Origin of the sequence: Shewanella sp. P1-14-1, from assembly GCF_001401775.1 — a bacterium.
In the GTDB taxonomy this organism is placed as follows: domain Bacteria; phylum Pseudomonadota; class Gammaproteobacteria; order Enterobacterales; family Shewanellaceae; genus Shewanella; species Shewanella japonica.
The window spans coordinates 40,310-66,993 of the sequence record NZ_LKTL01000028.1; the positions used below are offsets into that span (position 1 = coordinate 40,310).

At 40.2% G+C, this 26,684-nt stretch carries 22 protein-coding genes; 13 read left to right on the forward strand and 9 right to left on the reverse strand.

What is annotated here, in order from left to right:
• Positions 1 to 20: 20 nt before the first annotated feature.
• Positions 21 to 2,741 carry a TonB-dependent receptor gene (locus tag AN944_RS17935; protein WP_055026018.1) on the reverse strand — a complete coding sequence of 907 codons (2,721 nt, stop codon included), beginning with the start codon at positions 2,739 to 2,741 and terminating at the stop codon, positions 21 to 23.
• A gap of 504 nt (positions 2,742 to 3,245) precedes the next feature.
• On the opposite strand from AN944_RS17935, the gene AN944_RS17940 reads away from it, so the two are divergent.
• The 4 genes from AN944_RS17940 to AN944_RS17955 all read left to right on the forward strand — a co-directional run bounded on the left by AN944_RS17940 (position 3,246) and on the right by AN944_RS17955 (position 10,145).
• Entirely contained in the window at positions 3,246 to 4,874 is a 1,629-nt protein-coding gene (locus AN944_RS17940; protein ID WP_055026019.1) for an alpha-glucosidase family protein, read from the forward strand.
• Between the two features lie 78 nt (positions 4,875 to 4,952).
• The gene (locus tag AN944_RS17945; RefSeq protein ID WP_055026020.1) at positions 4,953 to 6,221 is read left to right on the forward strand and encodes a sugar MFS transporter; all 1,269 of its coding nucleotides are present in this window, start codon (positions 4,953 to 4,955) and stop codon (positions 6,219 to 6,221) included.
• Between the two features lie 191 nt (positions 6,222 to 6,412).
• Positions 6,413 to 7,630: an RsmB/NOP family class I SAM-dependent RNA methyltransferase gene (locus AN944_RS17950; RefSeq protein WP_055026021.1), complete on the forward strand. Its 1,218-nt coding sequence runs from the start codon at positions 6,413 to 6,415 to the stop codon at positions 7,628 to 7,630.
• A 259-nt stretch (positions 7,631 to 7,889) separates the two neighbouring features.
• The gene (locus AN944_RS17955) at positions 7,890 to 10,145 is read left to right on the forward strand and encodes an EAL domain-containing protein (protein WP_055026022.1); all 2,256 of its coding nucleotides are present in this window, start codon (positions 7,890 to 7,892) and stop codon (positions 10,143 to 10,145) included.
• A 111-nt stretch (positions 10,146 to 10,256) separates the two neighbouring features.
• Here AN944_RS17955 and AN944_RS17960 read toward each other — a convergent pair whose 3' ends face one another.
• On the reverse strand, positions 10,257 to 10,688 hold the full coding sequence (locus AN944_RS17960; RefSeq protein WP_055026023.1) for a secondary thiamine-phosphate synthase enzyme YjbQ: 432 nt from the start codon (positions 10,686 to 10,688) through the stop codon (positions 10,257 to 10,259).
• Positions 10,689 to 11,238: 550 nt separating this feature from the next.
• Positions 11,239 to 12,354, reverse strand: a complete 1,116-nt coding sequence (ald, locus tag AN944_RS17965; protein ID WP_055026024.1) for an alanine dehydrogenase — start codon at positions 12,352 to 12,354, stop codon at positions 11,239 to 11,241.
• Between the two features lie 177 nt (positions 12,355 to 12,531).
• Here ald and lrp point away from each other — a divergent pair, with 177 nt between their 5' ends.
• The 8 genes from lrp to AN944_RS18005 all read left to right on the forward strand — a co-directional run bounded on the left by lrp (position 12,532) and on the right by AN944_RS18005 (position 21,678).
• Positions 12,532 to 13,038 (forward strand): leucine-responsive transcriptional regulator Lrp, encoded by a 507-nt coding sequence (lrp, locus tag AN944_RS17970; RefSeq protein ID WP_055026025.1) that lies wholly within the window; start codon positions 12,532 to 12,534, stop codon positions 13,036 to 13,038.
• A gap of 255 nt (positions 13,039 to 13,293) precedes the next feature.
• Positions 13,294 to 16,125, forward strand: coding sequence for a DNA translocase FtsK 4TM domain-containing protein (locus AN944_RS17975; RefSeq protein WP_055026026.1), 2,832 nt, complete (start codon positions 13,294 to 13,296; stop codon positions 16,123 to 16,125).
• 85 nt (positions 16,126 to 16,210) lie between these two features.
• Entirely contained in the window at positions 16,211 to 16,846 is a 636-nt protein-coding gene (gene lolA / locus AN944_RS17980; RefSeq protein WP_055026027.1) for an outer membrane lipoprotein chaperone LolA, read from the forward strand.
• A 60-nt stretch (positions 16,847 to 16,906) separates the two neighbouring features.
• Entirely contained in the window at positions 16,907 to 18,184 is a 1,278-nt protein-coding gene (locus AN944_RS17985; protein ID WP_408005090.1) for a replication-associated recombination protein A, read from the forward strand.
• Positions 18,177 to 18,563: a fluoride efflux transporter CrcB gene (crcB, locus tag AN944_RS17990; protein ID WP_372036725.1), complete on the forward strand. Its 387-nt coding sequence runs from the start codon at positions 18,177 to 18,179 to the stop codon at positions 18,561 to 18,563. The genes AN944_RS17985 and crcB overlap by 8 nt, the downstream gene beginning before the upstream one ends.
• 18 nt (positions 18,564 to 18,581) lie before the next feature.
• Positions 18,582 to 19,868, forward strand: coding sequence for a serine--tRNA ligase (serS, locus tag AN944_RS17995; protein ID WP_055026029.1), 1,287 nt, complete (start codon positions 18,582 to 18,584; stop codon positions 19,866 to 19,868).
• A gap of 431 nt (positions 19,869 to 20,299) precedes the next feature.
• Complete coding sequence (locus AN944_RS18000; RefSeq protein WP_055026030.1) at positions 20,300 to 20,641, forward strand: hypothetical protein; 342 nt, start codon at positions 20,300 to 20,302, stop codon at positions 20,639 to 20,641.
• Positions 20,642 to 20,973: 332 nt separating this feature from the next.
• Positions 20,974 to 21,678: a hypothetical protein gene (locus tag AN944_RS18005; RefSeq protein ID WP_055026031.1), complete on the forward strand. Its 705-nt coding sequence runs from the start codon at positions 20,974 to 20,976 to the stop codon at positions 21,676 to 21,678.
• 133 nt (positions 21,679 to 21,811) lie between these two features.
• On the opposite strand, the gene AN944_RS18010 is transcribed toward AN944_RS18005, so the two are convergent.
• The 6 genes from AN944_RS18010 to punR all read right to left on the reverse strand — a co-directional run bounded on the left by AN944_RS18010 (position 21,812) and on the right by punR (position 25,129).
• Positions 21,812 to 22,150 (reverse strand): TusE/DsrC/DsvC family sulfur relay protein, encoded by a 339-nt coding sequence (locus tag AN944_RS18010; protein ID WP_055026032.1) that lies wholly within the window; start codon positions 22,148 to 22,150, stop codon positions 21,812 to 21,814.
• The gene (gene tusB, locus AN944_RS18015; RefSeq protein ID WP_055026033.1) at positions 22,144 to 22,434 is read right to left on the reverse strand and encodes a sulfurtransferase complex subunit TusB; all 291 of its coding nucleotides are present in this window, start codon (positions 22,432 to 22,434) and stop codon (positions 22,144 to 22,146) included. Before tusB ends, AN944_RS18010 begins: the two co-directional genes overlap by 7 nt.
• Entirely contained in the window at positions 22,434 to 22,790 is a 357-nt protein-coding gene (gene tusC / locus AN944_RS18020) for a sulfurtransferase complex subunit TusC (RefSeq protein ID WP_055026034.1), read from the reverse strand. Before tusC ends, tusB begins: the two co-directional genes overlap by 1 nt.
• A gap of 20 nt (positions 22,791 to 22,810) precedes the next feature.
• Entirely contained in the window at positions 22,811 to 23,200 is a 390-nt protein-coding gene (gene tusD / locus AN944_RS18025; protein ID WP_055026035.1) for a sulfurtransferase complex subunit TusD, read from the reverse strand.
• A 99-nt stretch (positions 23,201 to 23,299) separates the two neighbouring features.
• Positions 23,300 to 23,962 (reverse strand): Bax inhibitor-1 family protein, encoded by a 663-nt coding sequence (locus AN944_RS18030; RefSeq protein ID WP_055026036.1) that lies wholly within the window; start codon positions 23,960 to 23,962, stop codon positions 23,300 to 23,302.
• Between the two features lie 264 nt (positions 23,963 to 24,226).
• The gene (punR, locus tag AN944_RS18035; protein ID WP_055026037.1) at positions 24,227 to 25,129 is read right to left on the reverse strand and encodes a DNA-binding transcriptional activator PunR; all 903 of its coding nucleotides are present in this window, start codon (positions 25,127 to 25,129) and stop codon (positions 24,227 to 24,229) included.
• Positions 25,130 to 25,257: 128 nt separating this feature from the next.
• Between punR and punC the strand changes: the two genes are divergently transcribed.
• The gene (punC, locus tag AN944_RS18040) at positions 25,258 to 26,520 is read left to right on the forward strand and encodes a purine nucleoside transporter PunC (protein ID WP_055026043.1); all 1,263 of its coding nucleotides are present in this window, start codon (positions 25,258 to 25,260) and stop codon (positions 26,518 to 26,520) included.
• The last annotated feature ends 164 nt before the right edge of the window (positions 26,521 to 26,684 follow it).

The window sequence follows — 26,684 nt, forward strand, 5'->3', positions numbered from 1 at the left end:
AACGAGACAAATCGTCTTAATTAGAACTTATAGTTAGCGCCTAACATGTAGTTACGACCGTAATTTTGATAATCACGAACATGACGTGCATCTTCACCTGTATAAGATGTGAATGGCTCATTGGTTAAGTTATTCACTTGGAAAAGTACAGATAAACCATAAAGGGCATCAATACCACTTTCAGAGAAGTCATAACCCACTTGAGCGTCAACCACAGTTTCAGCTTTGATGTTCACGTTTTGACGCGTCAAACTAATTGCGGTGACTTCACCTAAGAAGTCACTACGGTAGCGAGAGCTAACACGTGCTTCAAATCCAGAGTTTTCGTAGTACACAGTTGCATTAAATGTTTTCTCAGAAAGACCTGGTAAAGTAGTAGGATCGCTGTCTGGTGTTTCTTTTACTTCACTGTCGTTATAAGAACCACTCATAACAGTACCAAAACCTGTTAATGCATCAGCAAAGAAGCCAAAATCTAGTGAGAATGAAGCCTCGATACCTTGTACATAACCACCGTCACCATTTTGTGGCTGAGTTACGATGCCAATAGGGTTATCGCCTGGGTTTTGCGGCAAGATAGTACTGAAATCAAATGCTGACTGTTGGTCATAGACATAGTTTTCTAAATCTTTATAGAATACTGCTATGGCAAAGTAACCTTGATCACTGAAGTAGTTTTCATAACTTAAATCGTATTGACGAGCTAACCATGGACGAAGCTCAGGATTACCTGCACCACCAGACCAGTTTACTCCGTCATTAGGGTTTTCATTGTAGCTAAAGTTAACGTTTGCATTCATTTTGTCCATACGTGCACGAGTTAATGTACGTGCAGCTGCAAAACGAAGCATTTGTCCTTCAGCAACTTCTAAACCTAAGTTGACGCTTGGTAACCATTCTAAATAATCGTCACCAGCCGTACGTGGAGTAACAACTACTTCACCGTTTTCAACTGTTGCAACAGTACCGTCTGAAGTTTGATCTGTATGTACAGCTTGGATACCAAAGTTACCTGTTAGTGGTAGGTCAAATAACTCGCTTTCAATATTAGCCATAATGTAAGCAGTAGAAATCTCTTCGTAAACGCCCCAAGAGTTTGTGGCACGAGATAAGTCAACATTTGCTACATCAGTTTCTGTGTAATTACCGTCGTTATAAAAAGCTAGAGAATCATAGCTTAATACGTCGCCCATACCGAAGAAATCAAGAGAAGTAGGGCTCAGTAAATACTGATCAGGTACTGTCATTACATAGTTTGGGTCTGTACCGTCATAACCTTTTAAGGTTAAGTAGTAACCTTTGTCTAACTTGGTTTTGTCACGGTCTGTACGGTTTACACCAAATTCAATACTACGGAATGCACCATCATCAAATACATATTCAGCACTCAAACGGAAAGATTTTAATTCATCTTCAATCTCTGGTTTGTTAATAAAGCCGTCTTGAGTGTTTGCGCCTAACGGGCTACCCCAACCAAGTGGATCACCTAGTTTGATAACGTTTGGATCTGAGTAATCTAAATTGTGAGTGAAGTTATAACCACCACTGCCATTGTAGGCGAAGCCTAAGTCATCAACAGCACCAACACCAGTACCACGACCTGTACCACTGTAGCTTTCCATACCGATATCAGTACGTTCTGCTTTTGACAAAGCAACATCAGCTTCAACAGACCAGTTATCATTTAGGAAGAATTTATTATTCCACCCTACAGATAAAGATTCAGCATCACGCTTATTGACGTCATTACGAACAACAACTTCAGCGCCACGAATGATGCCTTCAGTTACCAAACCATCTTCAGTATTAGTGGCTTCAACACCACCATTAGCGCCCCATGCTGCTGGGATCTCAATACCACGTAATCGCTGATCATCAGTAAATTTTGAGTAATAAAGATCAACCGTTGTGTGGTAAAAATCATTTGGAGCATATTCGAATACCGCTAGAACACCATCACGCTCAAGCTCTGATGAACGAACAAATGGCTTAGCACCACCTAACACACTATCACCAGCATCATTTTCAGGGTAACCCCAAGCCTGCCAGCGTTCTTCTTGGTTAGGTGACACCATACGAGCGTAACCTAATGCTATACCGATAGTATCATCTGCAAATTGGTCAATGTATGAAATGCTGCCACGGTAACCAGTGTCATCTGAGCCGCTATTTAATGCGCCAAGATCGTTCATTTCGCCACGTAAACCAATTGCGAATGTTTGCTCGCCGTGTGCTAGCGGACTAATGGTTTGCATATCGACTGTACCACCGATAGCCTGAGCCATTACTGATGCATCTGGCGTTTTATAAACCACAACACGGTTTAATAATTCAGAAGGGTATTGGTCGAATTCAACACCACGGTTGTCGTTAACAGAAGCCTGTTCACGGCCATTTAATGTTGCAGTTGTGAAGTCAGGACCCATACCACGAATAGAGATAACGTTAGCACGGCCATCAAGACGCTGTGCTGATACACCAGGCAGACGTGCAAGTGATTCTGCAATACTGACATCAGGTAATTTACCGATATCTTCAGCTGAAATCGCTTCAACAATTGATGAAGAAGACATTTTTAATGATTGAGATTCTTGTAAGCTTCGACGAATACCGGTGACTTTTAACACCTCAATTGATTCATCTGCAGTTGTGCCTTCTTCTGCTTCAGCTGCGTAACCGTACATACTTGTACTGGCAGCAACCATTGCTAACGTTAGTAAGCTTGGTTTAAATAGCGACATCCATCTTTCCCCTTCTGAATGGCCAGCAGCCCTTAATTAATGTGTAAGGTTGAGCTGCTAGATTTCTATTATTTATATTTACAGTCTTTATAGTATTTCCTTCAGCTTGCTTAAATGACTGCATAAGCGCTGAGGTATATGTCCGTTTTGTTGCGGAACAGTGAAGATACTACTCCTAGCATTCTTTCTACGACAACGTTATGCATACGTATTCAAAGGTTATGCAGGCTAAAAAAGGCCGTTTTTTTACTTTTAATTAACATTCAAAAGTCTTGTTGCTGATTAATTAAGTTGTTGAATTGTAGCACTTAACTTGTGGTTTTGTATTTTTAAAATTTGTATTAATTCTTTGCATACGTATGCAGCTCTATTGAACCTGATTTCCATATTCACGTATCCTCGAGTCAATTAAATAATAATGACGGCTCGTTACTGGGTCGCAACAAAGAGTTAACTATGTCTAAGTTGTTTAATAGTTAATTCTCTTATTACAGAGGGTGTGCAATGAGTCAGTTATCATGGTGGCGCGGTGGAGTGATATACCAGGTGTATCCACGAAGCTTAATGGATTCCAATGGCGACGGAGTAGGCGATTTACAGGGAATTATTGCGAAACTTGATTACATTGCTAGCTTAAATGTTGATGCGATATGGATATCTCCTTTTTTTAAGTCTCCAATGAAAGACTTTGGTTACGACATTAGTGATTATCTCGATGTTGATCCTATGTTTGGCACCATGAATGACTTTGATGAGTTAATCGCCAAAGCGCACAAGTTAAATATTAAAGTGGTTATTGATCAAGTATTGAGTCATACCTCAGATGAACATGCGTGGTTTAAGCAAAGTAAATTAAGCCGTGATAATGATAAATCGGATTGGTATGTTTGGGCAGATCCACAAGAGGATGGAACGGCACCTAATAACTGGCTAGCTATTTTTGGTGGTTGTGCTTGGGAGTGGGAACCACGTCGTCAGCAGTATTATTTGCATAACTTTCTTAAAAGTCAGCCAGATCTTAACTTTCATAACCCAGAAGTGAGAAAAGCGGTTCTAGATAATGTGGAGTTTTGGCTTAAAAAAGGCGTCGATGGTTTCCGTTTAGATGCCATTACCTTCTGTTACCATGATGAACAACTTCGAGATAACCCTGCAAAACCTAAAGAACAACGCCAAGGGCGAGGCTTCAGCGAAGATAACCCTTACGCGTATCAGTACCATTATTATAATAATACTCGCCCACAAACGGTTGGTTTTATCGAAGACTTACGTGCATTGATCAATAAGTATCCTGGTGCAGTGACCTTAGGTGAAGTCTCATCTGAAGATTCGCTTGCGACGATGGCAGAATATACTCAAGGTGACGATCGTTTACACATGGCATATAGCTTTGAATTACTCACAAATGATTTCAGTGCTGCTTATATACGTCAAACTGTTGAAGAGTTAGAAGCCAGTATTGGAAATGGGTGGCCTTGTTGGGCTATTGGTAATCATGATGTTCAACGTGTCGCGACACGATGGGGCAAAGGTGAAGCGAACCCTGACTTAGTCAAAATGCTAAATGGCTTGTTGTTTTCACTTCGCGGCAGTGTGTGTAGTTACCAAGGTGAAGAACTGGGCTTAACTGAAGCGCCTATTGAATATGAGCAATTACAAGACCCGTTCGGTATAACATTCTGGCCAATGTTTAAAGGTCGAGATGGTTGTCGTACGCCTATGCCTTGGGATAATGCCCATTTGCAAGCAGGGTTCAGTCAAAGCAAGCAAACATGGTTACCCATACCTGATGTCCACAAACAGTTAGCTGTCGATGTTCAGGAACAAAATAGCAATTCAACTTTACACGCATATCGTCATTTCTTAGCTTGGCGCAAAGATTTCCCTGCATTAATTGCAGGTGACATTAAGTTTATTGATAGCAGTGAACCTATTCTTGCTTTCACACGTCATTTCGAAACACAAACCTTGTTAGTGATATTTAACCTGGCAAATAAAACTCACGAGTTTGATGTTTCGAACTTTACAATTAACCAAGTCATTACTGACCATGGTTTGGCGAGTGCAGTTGTAGATAAAAACAATAGCGTTTCTCTCGATGCATTTAACTGTTTCTTCGCTGTGATTGATTAAATCTTAAATAGCGATCTCACGATCGCTGTTCATATATTCAATTAACAACCATTACACAATAACAAGAGTAACAAGAATATGGCCTCTACTATCTCTAGTTCTAATACGACCGTTAGCCATTCAGGTGATGGAAAATACCGGTTTGCATTGGTTTCGCTGACCTCACTCTTTTTCATGTGGGGGTTTATAACGTGTCTTAACGACATTTTAATCCCGCACTTAAAGGCTGTATTTTCATTAAGCTATACCGAAGCTATGCTGATTCAATTCTGTTTTTTTGGTGCTTACTTTTTAGTGTCTTTACCTGCGGGTAAGTTAGTCAAAAAACTCGGCTACCAGCGCGGTATCGTTACTGGATTAGTTATTGCAAGCTTCGGTTGTGCGTTGTTTTACCCTGCAGCTGATTTAGCCGTTTATGGTTTGTTTTTAGGGGCACTTTTTGTATTGGCATCAGGGATTACTATTTTACAAGTTGCTGCTAATCCTTATGTAAATGCACTTGGGAGCGAAGAAACAGCTTCTAGCCGTCTTAATTTAACCCAAGCTTTCAATGCGCTAGGCACGACAGTTGCGCCATACTTTGGCGCTATCTTGATTTTATCGGTCGCTACAGGTGCGGTTGGGGAAATGAGTCATGCTCAAGCCGAAGCTGAAGTCGTTAAAATGCCGTATCTGTTTCTTTCAGCCACTCTAGCCATTTTAGCAATTATTTTTGCCAAACTGTCTTTACCCGTTATTGAAGAGCACGTAGAACAAGAAACAACAGGTGAAGTGAGCTATAAAGGCAAAACCAGTGCGGTACAAAGCTTACATCTAGTATTAGGTGCAGTGGGTATTTTTGTTTATGTTGGTGCTGAAGTCTCTATTGGTAGCTTTTTAGTTAACTTTTTAGGTGAAGAGCACATTGTTGGCTTACAAGAAGCTGATGCTGCTAAATACATTACCTATTATTGGGGGGGAGCTATGGTAGGGCGCTTTATCGGCTCAGCTGTAATGCAAAAAATTGCTGCAGGTAAAGTATTAGCCTTTAATGGTTTCGTTGCCGCAATATTGGTGTTAGTGGCAATGTATACCAGCGGTGAAGTTGCCATGTATGCCATTTTAGCCGTGGGGTTATTTAATTCAATTATGTTCCCGACCATTTTCAGTTTAGCACTAAGAGATTTAGGGCCGCACACGTCACAAGGCAGTGGTATATTGTGTTTAGCTATTGTTGGTGGTGCAATCATTCCTTTATTGCAAGGTGTCATGGCTGATTCAATGGGCATTCAACCAGCATTTATATTGCCTGTTGTTTGTTATGCTTATATCGTATTTTACGGTGCTAAAGGCTCTCAGATGTCATAATTCAGTTAGATAATTATGTCGTAACTAAAAAGCAGCCTTATGGCTGCTTTTTAGTTTTCTACTTAGACCTTGTTAATTCGGCTTAAAGCCTGATAAATCATAATCAATACTTGCGCTACAGCCTGATAGCTCCTATGATCCATCCGCTTTTCCTATATAAATTTCTTTTCCATAATTCTGTGAGATTTTCAATGCTGACTTTTCCACTTTCTGGCAGTTCTTCTGAGCTGGTAATCGATGTGCTAACCATGGTGTTAACTGATGGTAAACCATTAGATAGAGCATACTCTCACAATTTCTCAGGCCGTCAATTACCGCCAGCAGAGCTTGCGCGAATTACAACGGTAACGGGCGATATCCTGCGTCGACTAAACTTATATTGTGAACTTGTAGATATACAAGCTTCAGATATCGAACGTATGGGCTCGAAATTATTAAATGGCTGGCATTTGTTTCATGAATTAGATCTACCGAAAATGGAATATGCTTTACCCGTTGATCAAGACGATTTTGCGCAGAAACTCGCTGAAGCGAAAACTAAACCAGCACTGTGGGATGGTTGTCCTGAATGGTTAGATGACATTGGCGCTGCGCAACTTGGCGAAAAATGGCCTGCTGAGCGTGCTGCATTAGCAATGCCTCCAAAACGTTATATTCGCGCGAATAGTTTAAAAGCGAGTCGAGAAGAGTTAAAGCAACGTTTAACAAAAGAGCTGGTAGCAACCAACGAAGTCGAAGGTGTTGAGAGTGCATTAGAAGTGCGATCTGATTCAGCATTATTTAAAACGGCAGCGTTCAAAGAAGGCTTTTTTGAGCAACAAGATGCAGGTTCTCAATTAGTTGCAGCAGCAGTCGACGCTAAACCGGGGATGCGTGTTGTAGATGCTTGCGCTGGCGCTGGTGGTAAAACCTTACATATTGCAGCGCAAATGCAAGGCAAAGGTCGTTTGCTAGCAATGGACGTTGAACAATGGAAACTCGACAATTTAAAAGCACGTGCTAGAAGAGCTGGTGCTCACAATGTTGAAACTCGAATTATTGCCAGCAGTAAAACAATTAAACGCCTAAAATTAACGGCTGATCGCGTACTGTTAGACGTACCATGCTCTGGTTTAGGTGTATTAAAACGTAATCCAGATGCAAAATGGCGAGATACGCCTGAACGTTTACCTATTCTAATGGAGTTACAGAAAGATATTTTGCAAAGCTACAGCAGAATGGTGAAAGTGGGCGGTATATTGGTTTATGCAACTTGCTCAATTATGCCTGATGAAAATCGTAATCAAGTCGATGCATTTTTAGCCGCTAACCCGCATTTTAGCTTTATCGATGATGAAGAGATTTTAGTTTCAGAGCACGGTTTTGATGGTTTTTACTTAGCGAGAATGGAACGCGTTAGCGAAGCGTAAACTCAGTTGTTTTAATTTAAAACAAGTTATGAAAGCAGTCATGTCAGCAGACATTACTGCTTTTTTTGTTGTTCTAAGAACAAAATATACCAAAGCACATTTTTGTAAGATAATCATACTAGCTAGGTGTTTGTCCCAGATGGAGATGTTAAATTTTAGTAATACTTTGGTTGATCTTCTTTGTTTTTATGAATAATCTCAAGAGTAAATCAAAAATAAAAACTAGCATTGTAGGCTAGCTGTAATGCTAAGGAGCTCTATGGAAAGTGCCCAATATCAACCAATGAATATTGAAGAACATGCCGTACTAAGTCATCGTTCATCAAGTATCGTGCGTTATAGTACGATACTTTCTATGGTTTTAGATGGGTCACCACTCAGAGAAATCCTCCATTCATTAGTGCTTTCCATAGAAGCGCAAAAAATCGGTACTAAAGCCTCAGTATTATTGCTAAGCAATGATAAAAAAAGATTACTGACTGGTGCTGCTCCAAGTTTACCTGAAGAATATAATCAAGCAATTCATGGTGTTGAAATCGGTATTGATGTTGGTTCATGCGGCGCCGCTGCAGCAACCAAAAAACGTGTCATTGTTGAAGATATTGCAAATCACCCCAATTGGGCCGCCTATAAAGAACTACCGCTTAAAGCTGGGTTAAAAGCGTGTTGGTCAGAGCCTATTATCGATACCCATGGCAATGTACTTGGTACTTTTGCCATGTATTACGATACGATTAAATCTCCTGCTGGCGTTGATCTTGAGTTAATACAAGAAGCTGCAAAGCTTGGCAGCCTTGCCATAGAGCGTAGTCAGGGGCTGCATTTACAACGATTAACTAGCCGTATATTTAATAAACTGCCAATGGGCTTGATTATCACCAATGATGAACATTCAATTTTGTCCGTTAACCCTATGTTCAAAACCATCACGAGAGACTTTACTGCTGACAAGCAATGTTTCGATCCTAATGTTTTTTTTGAGCAATCCGATCCGGTAGTACTGGAGTCAATGCTGAAGAACATTCATCGTGGCAATACTTGGCAAGGTGAGTTACTTGCTTATAAGCGAAATGGGCAAACTTTTGATGCTGATGTTACGGTCACCACTTTTAGGGATTATCATGGTGAACAGAATTGTTTTTCTTGGCTTATTACTGACATTAGCGAGCACAAAAATGCTAATCGTTTGATCCATTTTCAAGCAAATAACGATGCATTAACGAGTTTAGCTAATCGTCGTTGTTTCTTAGATAAAATCTATGACTATGTTTGGCAAATAGAGCGTACCCATCAAAAAGGGGCGGCTTGTAGTGTTCTGTTAATGGATATTGATAATTTCAAACAGATTAACGATAGTTTGGGACATGAAAATGGCGACGTATTGCTAAAAGAAGTATCAAACCGTTTAGCCAATGTCGCTCCTTCAAATGGCTTATTAGCGAGAATCGCGGGTGATGAATTTGGTTTATTCATTCCTGGCAAAATCTCTACCTCAGATTTAATCAGCATTGCCAAAGATATCAACCAAGTGGTGACAGATAAAATTAATATTGATAATCAACAAGTTCACCCCTCTATTAGTATTGGTATTTCTCGTTATCCTGAAGATTCCACCATTGTTGAATCTTTGGTCAATTGTGCCAGCCAAGCGATGTATGACGTTAAGTTAACCGGTCGTAACGGTTATCAGTTTTTTAATAAGACAATGCAGCAAAACGCTGAACGTACCGCTTATTTGCAAATGGAGATGACTAAGGCATTAAATGAGAAAGGGTTTGAATTGTACTTTCAGCCAATAGTGTCGACTCAAAATACTCATATTGCTAAGGCTGAAATTTTATTGCGCTGGAAGCTTCACGGTGAGTTTGTGTCACCTGAGGAGTTTATTCCTATAGCTGAGCATTCGGGTTTAATCGTACCAATTGGAAAGTGGGTTAGAGAAAAAGCCATCAAGCTAATTAATCAATTTGTTGAACAAAATACGCCTATTGCACTGTCGGTCAATGTATCGACCTGCGAATTCTTAAATGATGAGTTACAACATCAATTTATTGATTCAATTAAATCCTGCAGTGAACAATCATGCAAGACCGCATTTCCGTTTGAGTTATTAACCTTGGAAATTACCGAGTCGCTAATGATGGACCAGCATCAAAATATTGAAAACTTACTCATACGATTAAGAGAGTGGGGAATTAAAATCTCGGTCGATGACTTCGGCACTGGTTACTCATCGTTATCTTATCTTGCCAACTTCCCAGTCGATCAGATAAAAATTGATAAAGCGTTTATCCAAAAAATTGAACAGGGTGCACGGCATAAAGCATTAGTAGAAGCCATTGCGAGTATGAGTAATGCTTTAGAGTTAACTGTTACAGCTGAAGGCGTTGAAACACAAACTCAGTTAGATTTCGTTAAAACGCAAAAAGTCGACGATATTCAAGGTTACTTTTTTTATAAACCAATGCCGCAACAGGAGTTTTTGGCATTAGTTGAAAAACAATTTTGCTCTTAAGCTAACTAAATAAATACTGAAATAAACTAAGCTTAGATAACCCTTAATACTTGATGTTATTTAACCGTGAAATGTCGGCTTATAAAATCAATATAACACCGCTTTCGATTACTATAAGACATCTGACTCACCATTTATTGTAACCAGTAAACGCCGACGTCCGCCATGGTTACGGTGCTCTCCAAGATATATTCCTTGCCAGGTGCCTAGCTCAAGTTGGCCATTTTTAATCGGTATCGTTACTTGGCAACCTAATAAGCTAGATTTCAAATGAGCGGGCATGTCGTCACTGCCTTCATAGGTATGAATATAATAAGGTTCATTTTCTGCAGCGACACGGTTGAAGTAAGATTCAAAATCTTGCCTTACACTTGGATCTGCATTTTCATTGATAGTGATGGAAGCGGAAGTGTGTTGTAAAAAGACATGCATTAAACCAACTTTCAGCTGATTAAGTTCGGGTATTTGATTGAGGATTTCGTCTGTGACGATATGAAATCCACGTGTTTTTGATGCGAGTTGTACTTGCTTTTGTAGCCACATAACTTAATCACTGAAATGGTAAAAATGAGTCCAAATTGTAGTTAAAATCAGTCATTTTTCCAACAGTTTAAAATACTGTTCAAAAAAACTAACTCAGTAGAAAACACTATTAGGGTGATTAACGTGATGATTTGGCGTGTTTTATTTGTTGTATTTTTTGAAACCCTTACCAGCATTGACTTATAGGGTATCCTTTAAACGCTTAATCAAAAAACACTAAAAATGCTGTCAAGAGCAGAATTATCAAATTATTTAATTAAGCAACAGCTAATAAAAAGGTTAACACGTGTTAGCTGAGTGTAAAACAAACGATTGATACAAATTGATGCATTTTATATTGCGTTTTATAGCCGTTTTTTGTGTGTACGTGGAGTGCATTAAACGCGCTTTTCAACGGCATTTAACGTGTTTGAAAATTGAGAAGTTTATGCATTTGGGATTAAAAAGTAAGACGTGTTTAGCTTGGGTATAACCGGTGAGGAAATAAAAAAAGCCGCTTAATCAGCGGCTTTTAAATATGATTTAATCAACTAAATCAAACTGATATTGTTTACGCCAGCATGCTTTTAGGCTCAGTAAATTCAAGTTCTAATGCTTCTGCAACTTCTTTGCAGACAAGCTTGCCATGAATAACGTTTAAGCCATTTAATAAATGCTTGTCGTCTAATAACGCTGCTTTGTAACCTAAGTTCGCTAACTTAATGATATAAGGCAGTGTAGCGTTATTGAGTGCGAAAGTTGATGTACGTGCAACGGCACCAGGCATGTTGGCAACACAGTAATGAACAACATCATCAACAATGTAAGTTGGCTCTTGGTGAGTTGTTGCGTAAGACGTTTCAACACAACCACCTTGGTCAATAGCTACATCGACAATCGCACTACCTGTTTTCATGCGTGAAATCATGTCGCGAGTCACTAATTTAGGGGCTGCAGCGCCAGGAACTAGGACACCACCAATAACAAGATCCGCTTCTAGAACATGACGTTCAATTGCATCAGCTGTTGAGTAAATCGCTTTAACTGAAGAGCCAAACTGAACGTTTAAACGACGTAAGGCATCGATACTTCTATCAAGCACAACAACGTCTGCGCCCATACCCACAGCCATTTGCGCAGCATTAGTGCCAACCATACCGCCGCCAATTATCACGACTTTCGCTGGCTCAACACCTGGAACACCACCAAGTAACATACCGCGACCACCTAAAGACTTTTCAAGTGCGCGTGCACCAGCTTGAATCGACATACGTCCAGCAACTTCTGACATTGGAGCAAGTAACGGTAAGCCGCCACGATCATCAGTGACAGTTTCATATGCGATACAGACAGACTTACTCTTAATTAAGTCTTCTGTTTGCGGCATATCCGGAGCTAAATGCAAGTAAGTAAATAGGATTTGATCTTCACGAAGCATAGCGCGTTCAACAGCTTGCGGCTCTTTTACTTTGACAATCATGTCTGACTGAGCAAAGACTTCAGCAGCTGTTTCTAAGATAGAAGCACCAGCGTCAATATAATCTTGGTTGGTAAAGCCAATGCCCATACCGGCATTAGATTGAACGAATACATCATGGCCTTTAATCGTTAATTCACGAACGCTTGAAGGAACCATACCTACACGGTACTCGTGGTTTTTGATTTCAGTAGGGATACCAATAATCATTTTGTGCCTCTATTTAAATTTGTCGGTGTCGACATCTCAATTGTTATTATATTCGGTCGCCTGAACGTGCTTATTTCAGGGAAGTCTAGTATAGTGCCCTAGACGCAGTTTATGCTGCTAAACTTTACACATTAAAAGATGAATATGTTGTTTTTGTGCTAAAGCAAGGTTAATAATATGGCAAATAATAAAAAAAATTCTGTAAAAGATTTAGATCGGATTGACCGTAATATCCTCAATGAACTTCAAGTTGATGGTCGCATATCAAACGTGGAGTTATCCAAGCGAGTTGGGTTAAGTCCGACTCCTTGTTTAGAGCGAGTTAAGCGTCTTGAGAAACAAGGTTACATTAATGGCTATACAGCATTAGTTAACCCGCATTATCTTGGTGCATCTTTACTTGTCTTTGTGGAAATCACGTTAACACGAGATACGCCCGATATTTTTGAGCGCTTCAACAAAGCTGTTCAGTTGTTAGATGATATTCAAGAGTGTCATCTAGTTTCTGGTGACTTTGATTATTTATTGAAGACTCGAGTATCTGACATGTCGGCATATCGTCGTTTATTAGGTGAGACACTACTTAAGTTGCCATCAGTTTCTGATACTCGTACTTACGTGGTCATGGAAGAAGTCAAACAAACTAATAAAGTCGCATTAAATTTATTAGCAGATAGCTACTAAACTTTCTGACCAAATAAAATAAAGGGCGTTGCCCTTTATTTTTTTATCTAAAATCCCACTTCTTGGCTTTTTTACAGCCTAAATTGCTTACTTTTTACTCCAAAATCGCTTTGTTAATTAAATATTGGTTATGCAGGCATCTATATGAAAACATTAGGTTGAGCTTGGCTTTCAAGCATTGCATAATCACTGCAACGTCATTGATATTCTGTTATTGTTATCATTCTTATTTAATTCATATTCAGGTGTTTTCGTTTGTCTCAGGGAAATAGTCTTCAAACACTTAGTGGCCTACAGCGTCTTCTTGAAGGTGGCCTAATCATTTGTTGCATGACAGCAACATATATCCTTTTAGCTTTAAGTAGCTTTGACCCGAATGATCCAGGCTGGAGCCAGTCCCATTATCAAGGGGAAATCAGTAATTTAACTGGTGCTGTGGGCGCGTGGACTGCAGATGTCTTGTTCTACTTCTTTGGCTTTATTGCTTACCTTATTCCCATCATTATTGCGGCAACAGGTTGGTTCATATTTAACCGAACTCATAAACTGTTTGAAATTGACTACTTTTCGGTTGGATTAAGAATCATTGGATTCATGCTTATGGTATTAGCCTTAGCTGCGTTAGCGAGTATGAATGCTGATGATATTTATGTTTTTTCAGCAGGTGGTGTTGCGGGAGATGTCATTGGCCAAGCTATGCTGCCTTACTTTAATAATCTTGGCACGACACTCTTGTTGCTTTGCTTTATTGGTGCAGGCTTTACATTAGCGACAGGTATTAGCTGGCTCACGGTCATCGAAGGCACAGGTTACGGCACGATATGGTGTGTCAAAAAAATTATTAGTTTGCCTACTTACTTTTCTGGAAATACAGAAACAGAAGATACGCGAGGTTTCTTGTCTGTTGTCGATAAATTTAAGCAGGGTCGTGAAAATGCCAATGTCACTGCTGACGGTAATACGCAATTCAGTGCACCACAACATGACGAAAGTCAGGGCGACAATCAAATTAACCCTGCAACGACTCGTGAATATGGCGGAAAACTAGAACCTCAGTTCACCGCCGACAACGAAGAATCAAACCATGATTCTGTTTACGTTGATGAAGATAATAGCGAAGATAAACCTTCGGTTTTCTCGCGTTTAAAATCTAAACTTTCACCACGTCGTCAACAAGTAAATGATGCTTTGGATGACGAATATATGAATGACTCAGAGCATGCTCAGGCAAATATAAATGAGCAGGGCAGAGTGGAACCTCAATTAAACACAAATGACGCTATTGTAGCTGATGACACGCCAGCGTGGGCCGCAACAGGTGATGCACCAGCGGTTGATCTTACTCAACAGAACCAACAAAACAGTGTTGCTGAATTTGGCGATGAGTTTGAACGTACTACTTCTATTGGTGCAACGGTTATGGCTGCTGCGGTTAAAAACCAGCAATCAGAATCGGTATCAGATTCTGTGGCTTCTACTGAAAGCGCCCCCGTCCAAGCAAGTGCAGCTGAAAAACCGTATGTTGCCGAGGGGATCATTGTTATTCCTGGTCAAGAGCCGCAAGTGGTCACGAGTCAGCCAAGAGTGGCAATGCCGCCATTACCGAGTATCAGTTTATTAGATGTACCCGATCGTAAAGAAAATCCAATAACTAAAGACGAGCTAGATATAGTTGCAAGGCTTGTTGAAACTAAATTAGCTGATTTTAACATTGTCGCAAACGTGGTTGGCGTATTCCCAGGACCGGTTGTGACAAGGTTTGAACTTGAACTTGCACCAGGTGTTAAAGCCTCGAAAATTACAAACCTTTCTAAGGATTTAGCGCGCTCTTTACTTGCTGAAAGTGTTCGTGTTGTAGAGGTCATTCCAGGAAAAGCCTATGTTGGCTTAGAGTTACCTAACAAATTCCGTGAAACGGTCTTTATGCGAGATGTGCTTGACAGTAAAACCTTTGATGAAAGCCAGTCGAACTTATCTATGGTGCTGGGTGAAGACATCGCGGGTGACCCTGTTGTTGTTGACTTAGGTAAAATGCCGCATTTATTAGTGGCGGGTACTACAGGCTCGGGTAAGTCTGTCGGTGTGAACGTCATGATCACCAGTATCCTTTATAAATCTGGTCCTGATGATGTTCGCTTTATCATGATTGACCCGAAAATGTTGGAACTGTCGGTTTATGAAGGCATTCCGCACTTACTTTGTGAAGTTGTCACCGACATGAAAGAAGCAGCCAATGCGCTGCGTTGGTGTGTTGGGGAAATGGAACGCCGTTATAAGTTAATGTCGGCGCTGGGTGTACGTAACCTTAAAGGCTACAACACTAAGATTAAACTGGCTAAAGAAGCTGGCACTCCGATCGTTGACCCGTTGTGGAAATCATCGGAAAGCATGGATGAACAAGCGCCTGAGTTAGATAAATTACCTTCAATAGTCGTTGTGGTTGATGAGTTTGCCGACATGATTATGATTGTTGGTAAAAAGGTAGAAGAGTTGATTGCTCGTATTGCCCAAAAAGCGCGAGCTGCGGGTATCCATTTGATACTAGCAACCCAAAGACCTTCTGTGGATGTGATTACTGGTTTGATTAAAGCCAACGTTCCAACACGGATAGCTTTCCAAGTTTCCTCAAGAATTGACTCTCGAACCATTTTAGATCAACAAGGTGCAGAAACCTTACTTGGCATGGGTGACATGCTTTACTTGCCACCAGGAACAAGCGTTCCTATTCGTGTGCACGGCGCGTTTATTGACGATCACGAAGTGCACAAAGTGGTTGCTGATTGGCATGCTCGAGGTAAACCACAATATGTTGATGAAATTCTAAATGGCGTAAGCGAAGGTGAACAAGTATTACTGCCAGGTGAAACAGCTGAGACTGATGACGATACCGATCAACTTTATGACGAGGCGGTGGCATTTGTTACTGAAACGCGTCGTGGCTCAATATCCAGTGTGCAACGTAAATTTAAAATTGGATATAACCGAGCAGCTAGAATCATCGAGATGATGGAAGCGCAGGGGATTGTCAGTACGCAAGGTCATAACGGAAATCGTGAAGTATTAGCGCCACCACCGCCTAGAGGCTAACATTAACCTAATTGGCAATGGCACCTCAGATATGAGGTAGTGTGTAATAAGCGTTCTGCACCTCAAACAAGTAGTAGGAAACAATATGACAAAAAGTGTTGGTGTAATTTCAATGGTAGCCTTGTTGCTATCTGCTAACGTGATGGCAGATGATTCACGCGCATTGCGTAGCAAATTGGAACAACTTGATTCATTAAAAGCGAATTTTACACAAGAAGTCACAGATATTAACGACAAAGTTATTCAAAGTGGTAGTGGCATCTTTGCATTAGCATACCCCAATAAATTCTTTTGGCATTTGACTGAACCTGATGAGTCATTAATCGTCGCTGATGGCTCTGATTTATGGATATATAACCCGTTTGCAGAAGAGGTGACTGTAATGGATTTTGCTGATGCAGTTGAAGCATCGCCAATCGCATTATTGGTACATCGAGATGAGAGCACCTGGCAACAATACCATGTTAGCCAAGTGCAACCAGAGTCTGGTAAAGCGTGTTATTTGATTAAGCCTAAATTATTGGATACGTCTGTTGTGACTGTCACTGTGTGCTTTAATGATTCAGGCATTAGTGATTTTAGCTTACTTGATCAGCAAGGTAATCATAGTCAATTTGCTTTAAGCGAGCAGACTAATGTATCAACAGAAGAAAAGGGGTTGTTTGAGTTTGTTATCCCAACAGATGTCGATATTGATGATCAGCGTCAATCAGAGCGATAAATCATAGTGGCTAATTTAGGATTTGACTTTGCCCCTGACTTTCGCCCTTTGGCTGCTAGAATGCGTCCAAGAGATATCAGTGAGTATGTCGGGCAGTCTCATCTATTAGGTGAAGGTCAACCTTTAAGGCAAGCTCTTGAAGCCAACCGTGCTCACTCAATGTTACTTTGGGGGCCTCCAGGAACGGGTAAAACTACCCTAGCAGAGCTCGTTGCCCATTATGCTAACGCGCATGTTGAGCGAATTTCTGCTGTAACGTCTGGTGTAAAAGAAATTCGAGCGGCTATAGAACAAGCTCAAGCCGTAGCACAAAGCAGAGGTCAACGTACTTTATTGTTTGTTGATGAAGTACACCGTTTTAATAAAAGCCAACAAGATGCATTTTTACCCTTTATTGAAGATGGCACGGTTATTTTTGTTGGCGCCACCACGGAAAATCCTTCATTTGAGTTAAACAACGCGTTGTTATCACGAGCAAGAGTCTATTTAATCAAACCACTTTCAGACCAAGACATTGCTACAATTATCCAGCAAGCCTTAACAGACGAAGAGCGTGGCTTTGGGACTCGTCATTTTGTTATGCCAGATGACGTGATGCAGCAATTAGCCAGCATTTCAGATGGCGATGCGAGAAAAGCATTAAACTTATTAGAGTTAATGAGTGACTTGGTTGACGATAACGGCAGTTTTACACCAGACATGTTGACGCAAGTTGCCGGGCATCAAATGGCGGCTTATGACAAAAATGGCGATCAATTTTACGATTTAATCTCGGCAGTGCATAAATCAGTTCGCGGTTCTGCTCCCGATGCCGCTTTATACTGGTATTGTCGTATATTGGAAGGTGGCGGCGATCCGCTATATGTTGCGAGACGATTACTAGCTATCGCTTCAGAAGATATCGGCAATGCCGATCCAACGGCAATGAATATTGCGCTAAACGCTTGGGATTGCTTCCACCGAGTGGGACCTGCAGAAGGTGAAAGAGCAATTGCACAAGCGATAGTGTATATGGCAAGTGCCCCAAAAAGTAATGCCGTTTATACTGCTTTTAAAGCCGCAAGAGCATTAGCACGTGAGTCAGGCCATGAATCAGTTCCAGATCATCTACGAAACGCACCAACTCAACTAATGAAAAATATGGGATTGGGGGCAGAATATCGCTACGCTCATGATGAACCTGGCGCGTATGCACCAGGTGAAAATTACTTCCCAGAATCATTACAAGACAGCCAATTTTACTATCCAACAGAACGTGGTTTTGAAAAACGGATAAAAGATAAATTGGGCCATTTGGCTGAACTTGACAGAACAAGTGAGGTAAAACGATATGATTAGCTTGACCAATATCATGTTTGTGGCACTCGGCGGCTCTATTGGAGCAGTTTTTCGCTATGTTATTTCAATTTTAATGCTTCAGCTATTTGGAAGCAGTTTTCCTTTTGGTACACTGTTGGTCAATATATTGGGATCATTCATAATGGGCATTGTATATGCCATTAGTCTCGAAACCTCGCATTTAAGCCCAGAGCTAAAAGCGATGGTCGGAGTTGGCCTTTTAGGTGCTTTAACCACATTCTCGACTTTTTCCAATGAAACATTATTGCTAATGCAAGAGGGACTCTTCATTAAAGCAATTCTCAACGTGTTGTTGAATGTCATCCTATGTATATTCATGGTGTATGTCGGTCAGCAGCTAGTATTTTCTCGCATTTAACTATTAAGAATATATAACATGTTAGATCCAAAATTTTTGCGTAACGAACTTGAAGTCACAGCTGAGCTTTTAGCACGACGTGGCTTTATCCTTGATGTTAGCCGCTTAACTGCTTTAGAAGAAACACGTAAGTCGCTACAAGTGGAAACAGAAGAATTACAAGCATCCCGTAATGCAATCTCTAAATCCATTGGTCAAGCAAAGTCTCGTGGCGAAGATGTTAGTGAAATCATGGCGAAAGTGGGTGACTTAGGTTCTCAGCTCGATGCGAAGAAATCAGAACTAGCAGCGTTATTAGCAGAGCTAAATGGTATTGCGATGAGCATGCCTAACTTACCTGATGATGAAGTACCAGCAGGCGCTGACGAAAATGATAACGTTGAAGTTCGGACTTGGGGTGAGCCGACTAAATTTGATTTTGAAATCAAGGATCACTTAGATCTTGGCGAAGGCTTAGATGGTTTAGACTTTAAAAGTGCCGTTAAAATTACCGGTTCTCGTTTCATTGTCATGAAAGGTCAAATCGCTCGTTTAACTCGAGCTGTCGGTCAGTACATGCTAGATCTACATACTGAAAACCATGGTTATACAGAAATGTATGTACCACTTCTAGTCAATGAAGAAAGCTTATTAGGTACAGGTCAGCTACCAAAATTTGGTGAAGACTTATTCCACACAAAACCTGCTACTGAAGAAGGCCAAGGACTAAGCTTAATTCCTACTGCTGAAGTTCCATTAACTAACATGGTTCGTGACACGATTATCGATGAAGCGGATTTACCATTAAAAATGACGGCATTAACATCATGTTTCCGTAGTGAAGCAGGGTCATATGGCCGTGATACACGTGGCCTTATACGTCAACATCAGTTTGACAAGGTAGAACTGGTTCAAATTGTTAAGCCTGAAGATTCTATGGCTGCACTTGAAGAGTTAACAGGCCATGCTGAAAAAGTATTACAAGGGTTAGGCTTACCTTACCGCACAATGATTTTATGTACTGGCGACATGGGTTTTGGCGCTGCTAAAACCTACGATCTAGAAGTTTGGCTTCCTGCACAAAATACTTATCGTGAAATTTCTTCTTGTTCTAACATGAAGGATTTCCAAGCTCGTCGCATGCAAGCTCGCTACCGTGGCGTTAATGATAAAAAGCCTACATTACTGCATACATTAAATGGTTCGGGTTTAGCTGTTGGTCGTACTGTCGTTGCGATTCTCGAAAACTACCAAAATGCGGACGGTTCTATCACGATCCCTGAAGTATTGCGCCCTTATATGCGTGGCTTAGAGAAGATTGGCTAATGCAATTAGCTAATAAAATGGCCTAATATTCTGTAAGCCAGTTTTCTTTGCAAAAAAACCAAACCCTGTGTTTGGTTTTTTTATGCCATAAATAAAATAGCGCAAAGTAAATCCGAGTTTAATGAAGTTAACACGTGCTGAAAAAAAATTTGCAATATGAACACTGTGATTTATTGGATTTACATAGCAATAATGGATAAGTGAAATACACAAATTCGTCAATCTTTGCAAACAATAAGGAGAAAATGTGGAATTACAACGACGCGCTTCATTTGACCATTGTTAAGGAGTATAAAAGAGATTCTCATAGAAGGTTATTAGTGCCTAAAGCATACAATTTATGACTTTATCGAGGCCGCTGCTTAATTTAAGTCAGTTTTTTGAATAGCCAGATTCTCCTTTTTATTACGGATCAAAAATAAGTGAAAAGAATGTCGTTATTGGTTGTTTTTGTATGCGGATACGGATTAGCAAGTTTTCAAGCAACCCGAGCTCAACTTCAAGATGAGATAAATGATTATCCGAATGAAATTGCTATCGCATCTAAGCTATTAACGCTTTATTCCGAGCAATGTGAAGGTGCTGAGCAGACAAGTTTCTCTCCGTATGTGCAACATGCCACTACGCGTTATCAGTTATTGGTTAATAAAGCTGATAAGTTTCCATATTTTTTGGATCAACATTTTGTAGAGAACCATCTTCAATCAGCGTCTGAGTTTAATCAATTAATTCAATCTTCACGCAACCATTTATTTGCATGTTCTAAATCCTAATCGAGGTAAAAGACACGCTAAATTGGTATCGAGTCTTGTATTTATCTTTACCGGACTTTTAGTGTGTTTCTCATTGACAGCGCTTGGCTCGTTCAGCGATTTAGATTCAGCTTATTGTAAGTGATAGTGATGATAGTGATGATAGTGATGATAGTGATAGTTTTTGCGTTTTGTTAGGCTGTAAGGATGCGCAGTGTACTTGTCATCAAAAGTGGTTTAATTTGATTCGCTTGTATTGATTCACTCTTGTTTATTCGTGCAGGTAAACGCTGTCGAGTATTTAATGCTAAAATGCTTTTCAGCATTTAACACTAAACTTAATCAACGAGTTCATGCTAGAAATTAAATACACCATAGATGACATCACCACCCTAATGTATGTCGATCAAGTTCATATCTTCAGTAATTTCAACAAACAATGGGTCACCGCTGCATCATTAAAAACGGGTGACAAAATAATCGCCCGTAATGGTAGCCAAGCAAGTATATTACGAATTGTTGAAGTCGATACTCGTAAACCCAATGCAGAACTAGTAGCTAAATTACGTGACGTTAAGTTAAGCCATAACCATCACTTTTTCGTTACACAACAGCCTCAATCGGCTCTTGAAGTTAGCTGTGAGCAACCACCTAATGACCCACTTGAATTAATTCCATATCAACTTGCCAATAAACCTTCTTACTTACCTAATGGTGAGCCGACAGGTCATCATAGTGGGCCATGGGTTGCTGCAAAGTATGTTGATGAAGTGGGTAATGAGTTTATTGGTTGGGGGCGAGCTAATGATCGTCATTGTGCTGAGGATGCAGCTGTTATTGATCTAAAAGATAAAGTTGCAGATGTCAGTTTATTAACTCAACAAAATGTCACTATTTCTCATGCTTATATTCGTAAGTACAGTAAGCGTGGTCGGTTAATTAACACCATGAGCCCATGCCAGTATTGTCGTGACAATTATGGTATGGCCCTTAACGACAGTCGAGTAGGGAATAGTAATGTGGTTAAAGCTGGGCGTGATCATTTGCCAATTGCATAGTTTTTTTAAGCTTATATTGAAAATATTTACCCGTTAGCCCGTTAGCCCGTTAGCCCGTTAGCCCGTGCGATATCGACACTATTAAAAAAGCCTGAACGAATAAGTGTCAGGCTTGTTGAAGTCATCAAGTAGGTTAAATGCATTTAGCGGGTTTTGGTAAACCGGCTATTTTGGTTGCTTGTTTTGCGGGGCCAATAGGGAATAATGTGTAAAGGTATTTAGAATTACCTTTGTCTGGGCCTAATGCTTGACCTATCGCTTTTACTAAAACACGAATAGCTGGGCTAGTTTTGTATTCTAAGTAAAAGTTACGAACGAAGTTTATGACTTCCCAATGTTGCTCTGTAAGGACAATGTCTTCTGTGGCCGCTAGAATAGGCGCCATATCAACTTTCCAATCGGTATAATTTTTTAAATAACCTTTAGCATCGACTTCGATTTGCTGACCGTTAAAGTCAAATGAGTTTACCAAGTGATCACCTTCGTATGTTCCAATGTGGCCAGTACAAACTGGTCATAATCGATAACCTTAATATTGTTTGTCTGAGGTAGGCGAGCGCCTAATCCTCTTGCATCAATATCTTCAATTAACACGTAAATTTTGATGTTTGATAATCGCTGTTGCCACTCATGATTAAGTAAGCAGTTTATGGCATCGTCTGATAACAAGATGCTGTCTTGCTCTGCGATGTATCGTAAACAGCAGGTTAGTGCGTTATCTGTCGTTGCTGAGTGTTGTATTAGGTGCAATATCATTAGTACACCACCACTTCATTTGATTGCTGAATTAAAGTTTGGATGTGTTTTTCTGAGGCTAATTCAGCTTCAAAGTTAAAATCTTTAGATGTAATACCAAATTGTACTGCTGAGTTTTGGCAGACTAAAACAGTATCAATATCGTATAAACTTAATGCTTTGAAAGTCGACAGGTAATCTTTACTTCCCACAAGTTCAGGTTGTTGTTCAGGCAGTAAATGCAGTACAGCTTCATCGGTAAATATAATACTGACTTCTTGCTCGAAACTTGCACTGAGCATAGCAAAGTCTAAGCCTTCGCGACTGGATGTATTTCCAATGGGGCTTTTTCTGAAGATGACGCAGATTTTTTTCATATCCATTCCTGTATGCATCACTAAAAGCAAACCAATCTGTCTGATTGCTCAATACCCGTGACTAACTCACCTAAACCACCCATAGTAAATTGTTCACTAGCATTATATTGCTGCTTGTCATTTTCTAATGCATCTTGCGCTGATAGGACTCCACGCCTTAATGCAGCAGAGACGCAATTGACTAATTTGACATTATGTTCTGATGCCAGTTTAGTCCAAGCGCGGTGTAAATCATGCTCATCAGATGCTGGGCAAACGAGGCTATTACTGTTGAATACACCTTGCTGATAAAAGAAGATATGTCTGACTTGATGACCTAGTGATAAAACACTTTCAGTAAAACGAAGCGCTCTAAAACTGGCAGTAGACCCATAAACTGTGCCATTAACTTGGATAATAAATTTACTCATAACAATAAAAAATGGCTCCTGAATGAGGAGCCATTTTAGCCTAGTTAACTGATTAATCACAGTGGATTTATAAAGTGACTGACCCGTTACTTGACGCTATTAATCATCATTTCCCATACCAAGCAGGTGAAGAAGTGCCATGAATAGGTTGATGAAGTTTAAGAATAACGAAATTGTTGCGCGGATATAGTTAGTTTCGCCGCCATTTACGATACGACTTGTATCGTAAAGGATTAAACCAACCATGATCATAGCGACAGCAGCTTGTAATGCCATGAACATAGCACCGCTATTAACAAAGAACATATTGATTAATGAAAGGCCAATAACAACAAGTAGGCCGGCGAATAAGAAGCCACCCATAAAGTTAAAGTCTTTCTTCGTCGTGATTGCGTAAGCTGATAAAGATACAAAAATAACAGACGTTAAACCAAATGCTTGCATGATAAGCTCTGGGCCATTATTCAAACCAACATAGTGATTTAGAATATAGCCTAATGAAGCACCTTGCATACCTGTGAAGGCAAAGATCCACGCTAATCCAGAAGCATTGTCAGCTTTTTTCAAGGTGACCATCATGACGACAATACTACCAAGAGATAAACCGATAGACATGAATGGGCCGATATTTAACGCCATTGCGACACCCGCCATTACAGCAGCAAATGCTAATGTCATAGACAGCAGCATATAAGTGTTTTTAATGAGTTTGTTGGTTTCCATCGTCGTGGCTTGTTGACCCGACAAAGTTTGTTGATTCATAACAGTCTCCGAGACGTTAAAAAGAGTGTAATTTAACAAAATGCTCTCTCAGCACATGGTAAATTACTGATAACTTAACTTGATGATACAACAGCTTTGCTACAGCTTAAAGTCATCATGATGAACTAGTTGATTTTGCGCCATTAATTTATCTTCAATGTCGCAAAATCAGACAATATGTTGCGCAATAACCTTATTGTTGAAAACAATACTTAAATGAACATTAAATTGGTCAATCTTAAAGGACGACGGCAAAGCTGTGGTTTACGCTAACCATTCACGATGGAGCTTGTCTGTATCACCAAGATAGTCGAGCACCCATTCAAGTGCTGGGGACATTTTTTCTTGATTCCAAGCAAGACAACATGGGCTTGCATTTTTAGGGTTTTCTAAGGTTTTCGCAATCAATGAACCCGATTGGATAAAAGGCTTAGCGAGATTAAGTGGCATATAACCAATACCTGAACCGTCTCTAAAGCAATTAATGGCACGAATCCAATCAGGTACAACTAGACGGCGTTGATTGTCGAGTAGCCATGTGGTTCGTTTAGGGATCTCTCTTGACGTATCTTCAAGACAAATAGAAGGGTAGATACGTAATTCATCATCAGTTAAAGGACGATCGATTTCTGCTAATGGGTGATTTTTACTGACTAAAAATGCCCATTCAATGTCTCGCATATCTTTATACTGAAAAACACCACCGACAGGTATCGCAGTGGTTGCACCAATGGCAATATCACTTCTGCCTGTTGCTAATGCTTCCCAAACGCCATTAAACACTTCAATGCGAATAATTAATTCTACATCACTAAAGTGGCGGTAAAAATCTGAGATCAGCACACTGATTCGGTCTGCTCTAACAATGTTATCTAACGCAATAGAAAGTGTAGGTTGCCATCCGTTTGCGACACGTTGAGTGCTTCTTTTTAGGTCATTCATTTCAGCCAGTAACTCTCTTGCATGTTGGACAAAATGTTTACCTGGCTCCGTTAAGCTAACACTGCGATGATGCCTTTCAAACAAAATGACACCAAGTTCATCTTCAATTTGTTTTACTGCGTAACTAACGGCTGATGGAACTTTATGCAATTGATTAGCTGCAGCGGTGAAACTACCTACACGAGCGACAATATCAATCATTTCCAATGCTTGTTCTGAAAGCATAGAGGGCGATCCTTTGCTGTGAAAAAATATGAATGCAGTCATCAAAAGTAAACGTTTCACAAACATTTTGCAAGTCATTAGACTACACGCTGATTTTTAACAGCCCTTTATTTGGAATTATTTTTAAGATGACTAATGCGTCTTCAAACACTGCCAATGTGCAGTATTTTATTTTATTAGCCTATTTAGCTTTGTTGAGTATGTTAGGTTTTATTGCAACTGATATGTACTTGCCTGCATTTCAGAATATTGCTGATTCTTTTTCAACAAGCTTGAATAACGTCGCCTTTTCATTGACTACATTCCTAGCTGGTCTCGCCATAGGCCAATTATTATATGGTCCTTTAGTTGAAAAAATTGGTAAGCAAAACGCATTAATTGCGGGTTTAACGTTATTTGCCGCTGCAAGTGGCGTCATCGTGGCAAGTGATTCAATTACGATGTTAAATATTGCCCGTTTTTTTCAAGCATTAGGAGCATGTAGTGCTGGTGTCATTTGGCAAGCCATCGTCGTTGAAAAATACGACGCTGACAAAGCGCAAAAAGTGTTCTCGAATATTATGCCGCTAGTGGCTTTATCTCCAGCTGTTGCGCCGTTAATTGGAGCTGCGATTGTTAATTCATTTGGCTGGCGTGCGGTATTTGTTACTTTAGTCATTGTGGCCGTTTTACTTATCGTACTCACTAAATGGTTAGTGGCAAGTGAATCAAAACAAGCTGAAGTGCAGCAAAGCATCAGTTATAAAAGCATTGTGAAAAACACCCGTTACTTAGGAAACGTGGTTATTTTTGGAGCGTGTTCGGCTGCATTCTTTAGTTACTTAACTGTGTGGCCAAGTGTCATGATTAAGTTTGGCTACGAAGCGCAGGCGATTGGACTCAGTTTTATTCCTCAAACCATCATGTTTATCGTAGGTGGTTATATGAGTAAGGTATTAGTTAAAAAGTGCGGAGCACAATCAGCCCTTAAATACTTACTAGGTTTATTTTTTGCTTGTGTTGCTGTAATTGCGTTAGTCACTTTAGTTATGACGATGGAAACTATATATCCATTGCTGATTTCTTTCTCTGTTTTAGCGGCGGCCAACGGTGCGATTTATCCTATTGTGGTCAATAACGCATTACAGCAGTTTAGTAAGAATGCGACTAAGGCAGCTGGCTTACAAAACTTTATTCAAATCGGAATGGCCTTTGGGGCTTCGAGTATTGTTGCTATGCTGGCTCAATATGCTGAAATGACGATTGGATTAGGCATATTACTGAGCGCTGTTGGAGTTTATTTAGGTTACTTGTTATCTAAGCAAGATAGTTGGGCGAGTATGTCGAATGGTTTTGTAGCGCCAGATCCAGCAAGAGTAGGGCTTTATTCAGATAAAAAATCGACAGATTGATTGTAAGTCAAGCAATCGATTAGTTTTATTAGTTTTAGTACTTTACAGCAAACGTCGAGAGCATTATTATTCTCGTCGTTCGGAGAGATGGCAGAGTGGTCGAATGCACCGGTCTTGAAAACCGGCATGGGTTTGTAGCCCATCTAGGGTTCAAATCCCTATCT

Coding starts and splice junctions, on each gene's coding strand:
- AN944_RS17935 (WP_055026018.1), bottom strand. CDS start 2,741: ATGTCGCTATTTAAACCAAGCTTACTAACGTTAGCAATGGTTGCTGCC.
- AN944_RS17940 (WP_055026019.1), top strand. CDS start 3,246: ATGAGTCAGTTATCATGGTGGCGCGGTGGAGTGATATACCAGGTGTAT.
- AN944_RS17945 (WP_055026020.1), top strand. CDS start 4,953: ATGGCCTCTACTATCTCTAGTTCTAATACGACCGTTAGCCATTCAGGT.
- AN944_RS17950 (WP_055026021.1), top strand. CDS start 6,413: ATGCTGACTTTTCCACTTTCTGGCAGTTCTTCTGAGCTGGTAATCGAT.
- AN944_RS17955 (WP_055026022.1), top strand. CDS start 7,890: ATGGAAAGTGCCCAATATCAACCAATGAATATTGAAGAACATGCCGTA.
- AN944_RS17960 (WP_055026023.1), bottom strand. CDS start 10,688: ATGTGGCTACAAAAGCAAGTACAACTCGCATCAAAAACACGTGGATTT.
- ald (WP_055026024.1), bottom strand. CDS start 12,354: ATGATTATTGGTATCCCTACTGAAATCAAAAACCACGAGTACCGTGTA.
- lrp (WP_055026025.1), top strand. CDS start 12,532: ATGGCAAATAATAAAAAAAATTCTGTAAAAGATTTAGATCGGATTGAC.
- lolA (WP_055026027.1), top strand. CDS start 16,211: ATGACAAAAAGTGTTGGTGTAATTTCAATGGTAGCCTTGTTGCTATCT.
- AN944_RS17985 (WP_408005090.1), top strand. CDS start 16,907: ATGCGTCCAAGAGATATCAGTGAGTATGTCGGGCAGTCTCATCTATTA.
- crcB (WP_372036725.1), top strand. CDS start 18,177: ATGATTAGCTTGACCAATATCATGTTTGTGGCACTCGGCGGCTCTATT.
- serS (WP_055026029.1), top strand. CDS start 18,582: ATGTTAGATCCAAAATTTTTGCGTAACGAACTTGAAGTCACAGCTGAG.
- AN944_RS18000 (WP_055026030.1), top strand. CDS start 20,300: ATGTCGTTATTGGTTGTTTTTGTATGCGGATACGGATTAGCAAGTTTT.
- AN944_RS18005 (WP_055026031.1), top strand. CDS start 20,974: ATGCTAGAAATTAAATACACCATAGATGACATCACCACCCTAATGTAT.
- tusB (WP_055026033.1), bottom strand. CDS start 22,434: ATGATATTGCACCTAATACAACACTCAGCAACGACAGATAACGCACTA.
- tusC (WP_055026034.1), bottom strand. CDS start 22,790: ATGAAAAAAATCTGCGTCATCTTCAGAAAAAGCCCCATTGGAAATACA.
- tusD (WP_055026035.1), bottom strand. CDS start 23,200: ATGAGTAAATTTATTATCCAAGTTAATGGCACAGTTTATGGGTCTACT.
- AN944_RS18030 (WP_055026036.1), bottom strand. CDS start 23,962: ATGAATCAACAAACTTTGTCGGGTCAACAAGCCACGACGATGGAAACC.
- punR (WP_055026037.1), bottom strand. CDS start 25,129: ATGCTTTCAGAACAAGCATTGGAAATGATTGATATTGTCGCTCGTGTA.
- punC (WP_055026043.1), top strand. CDS start 25,258: ATGACTAATGCGTCTTCAAACACTGCCAATGTGCAGTATTTTATTTTA.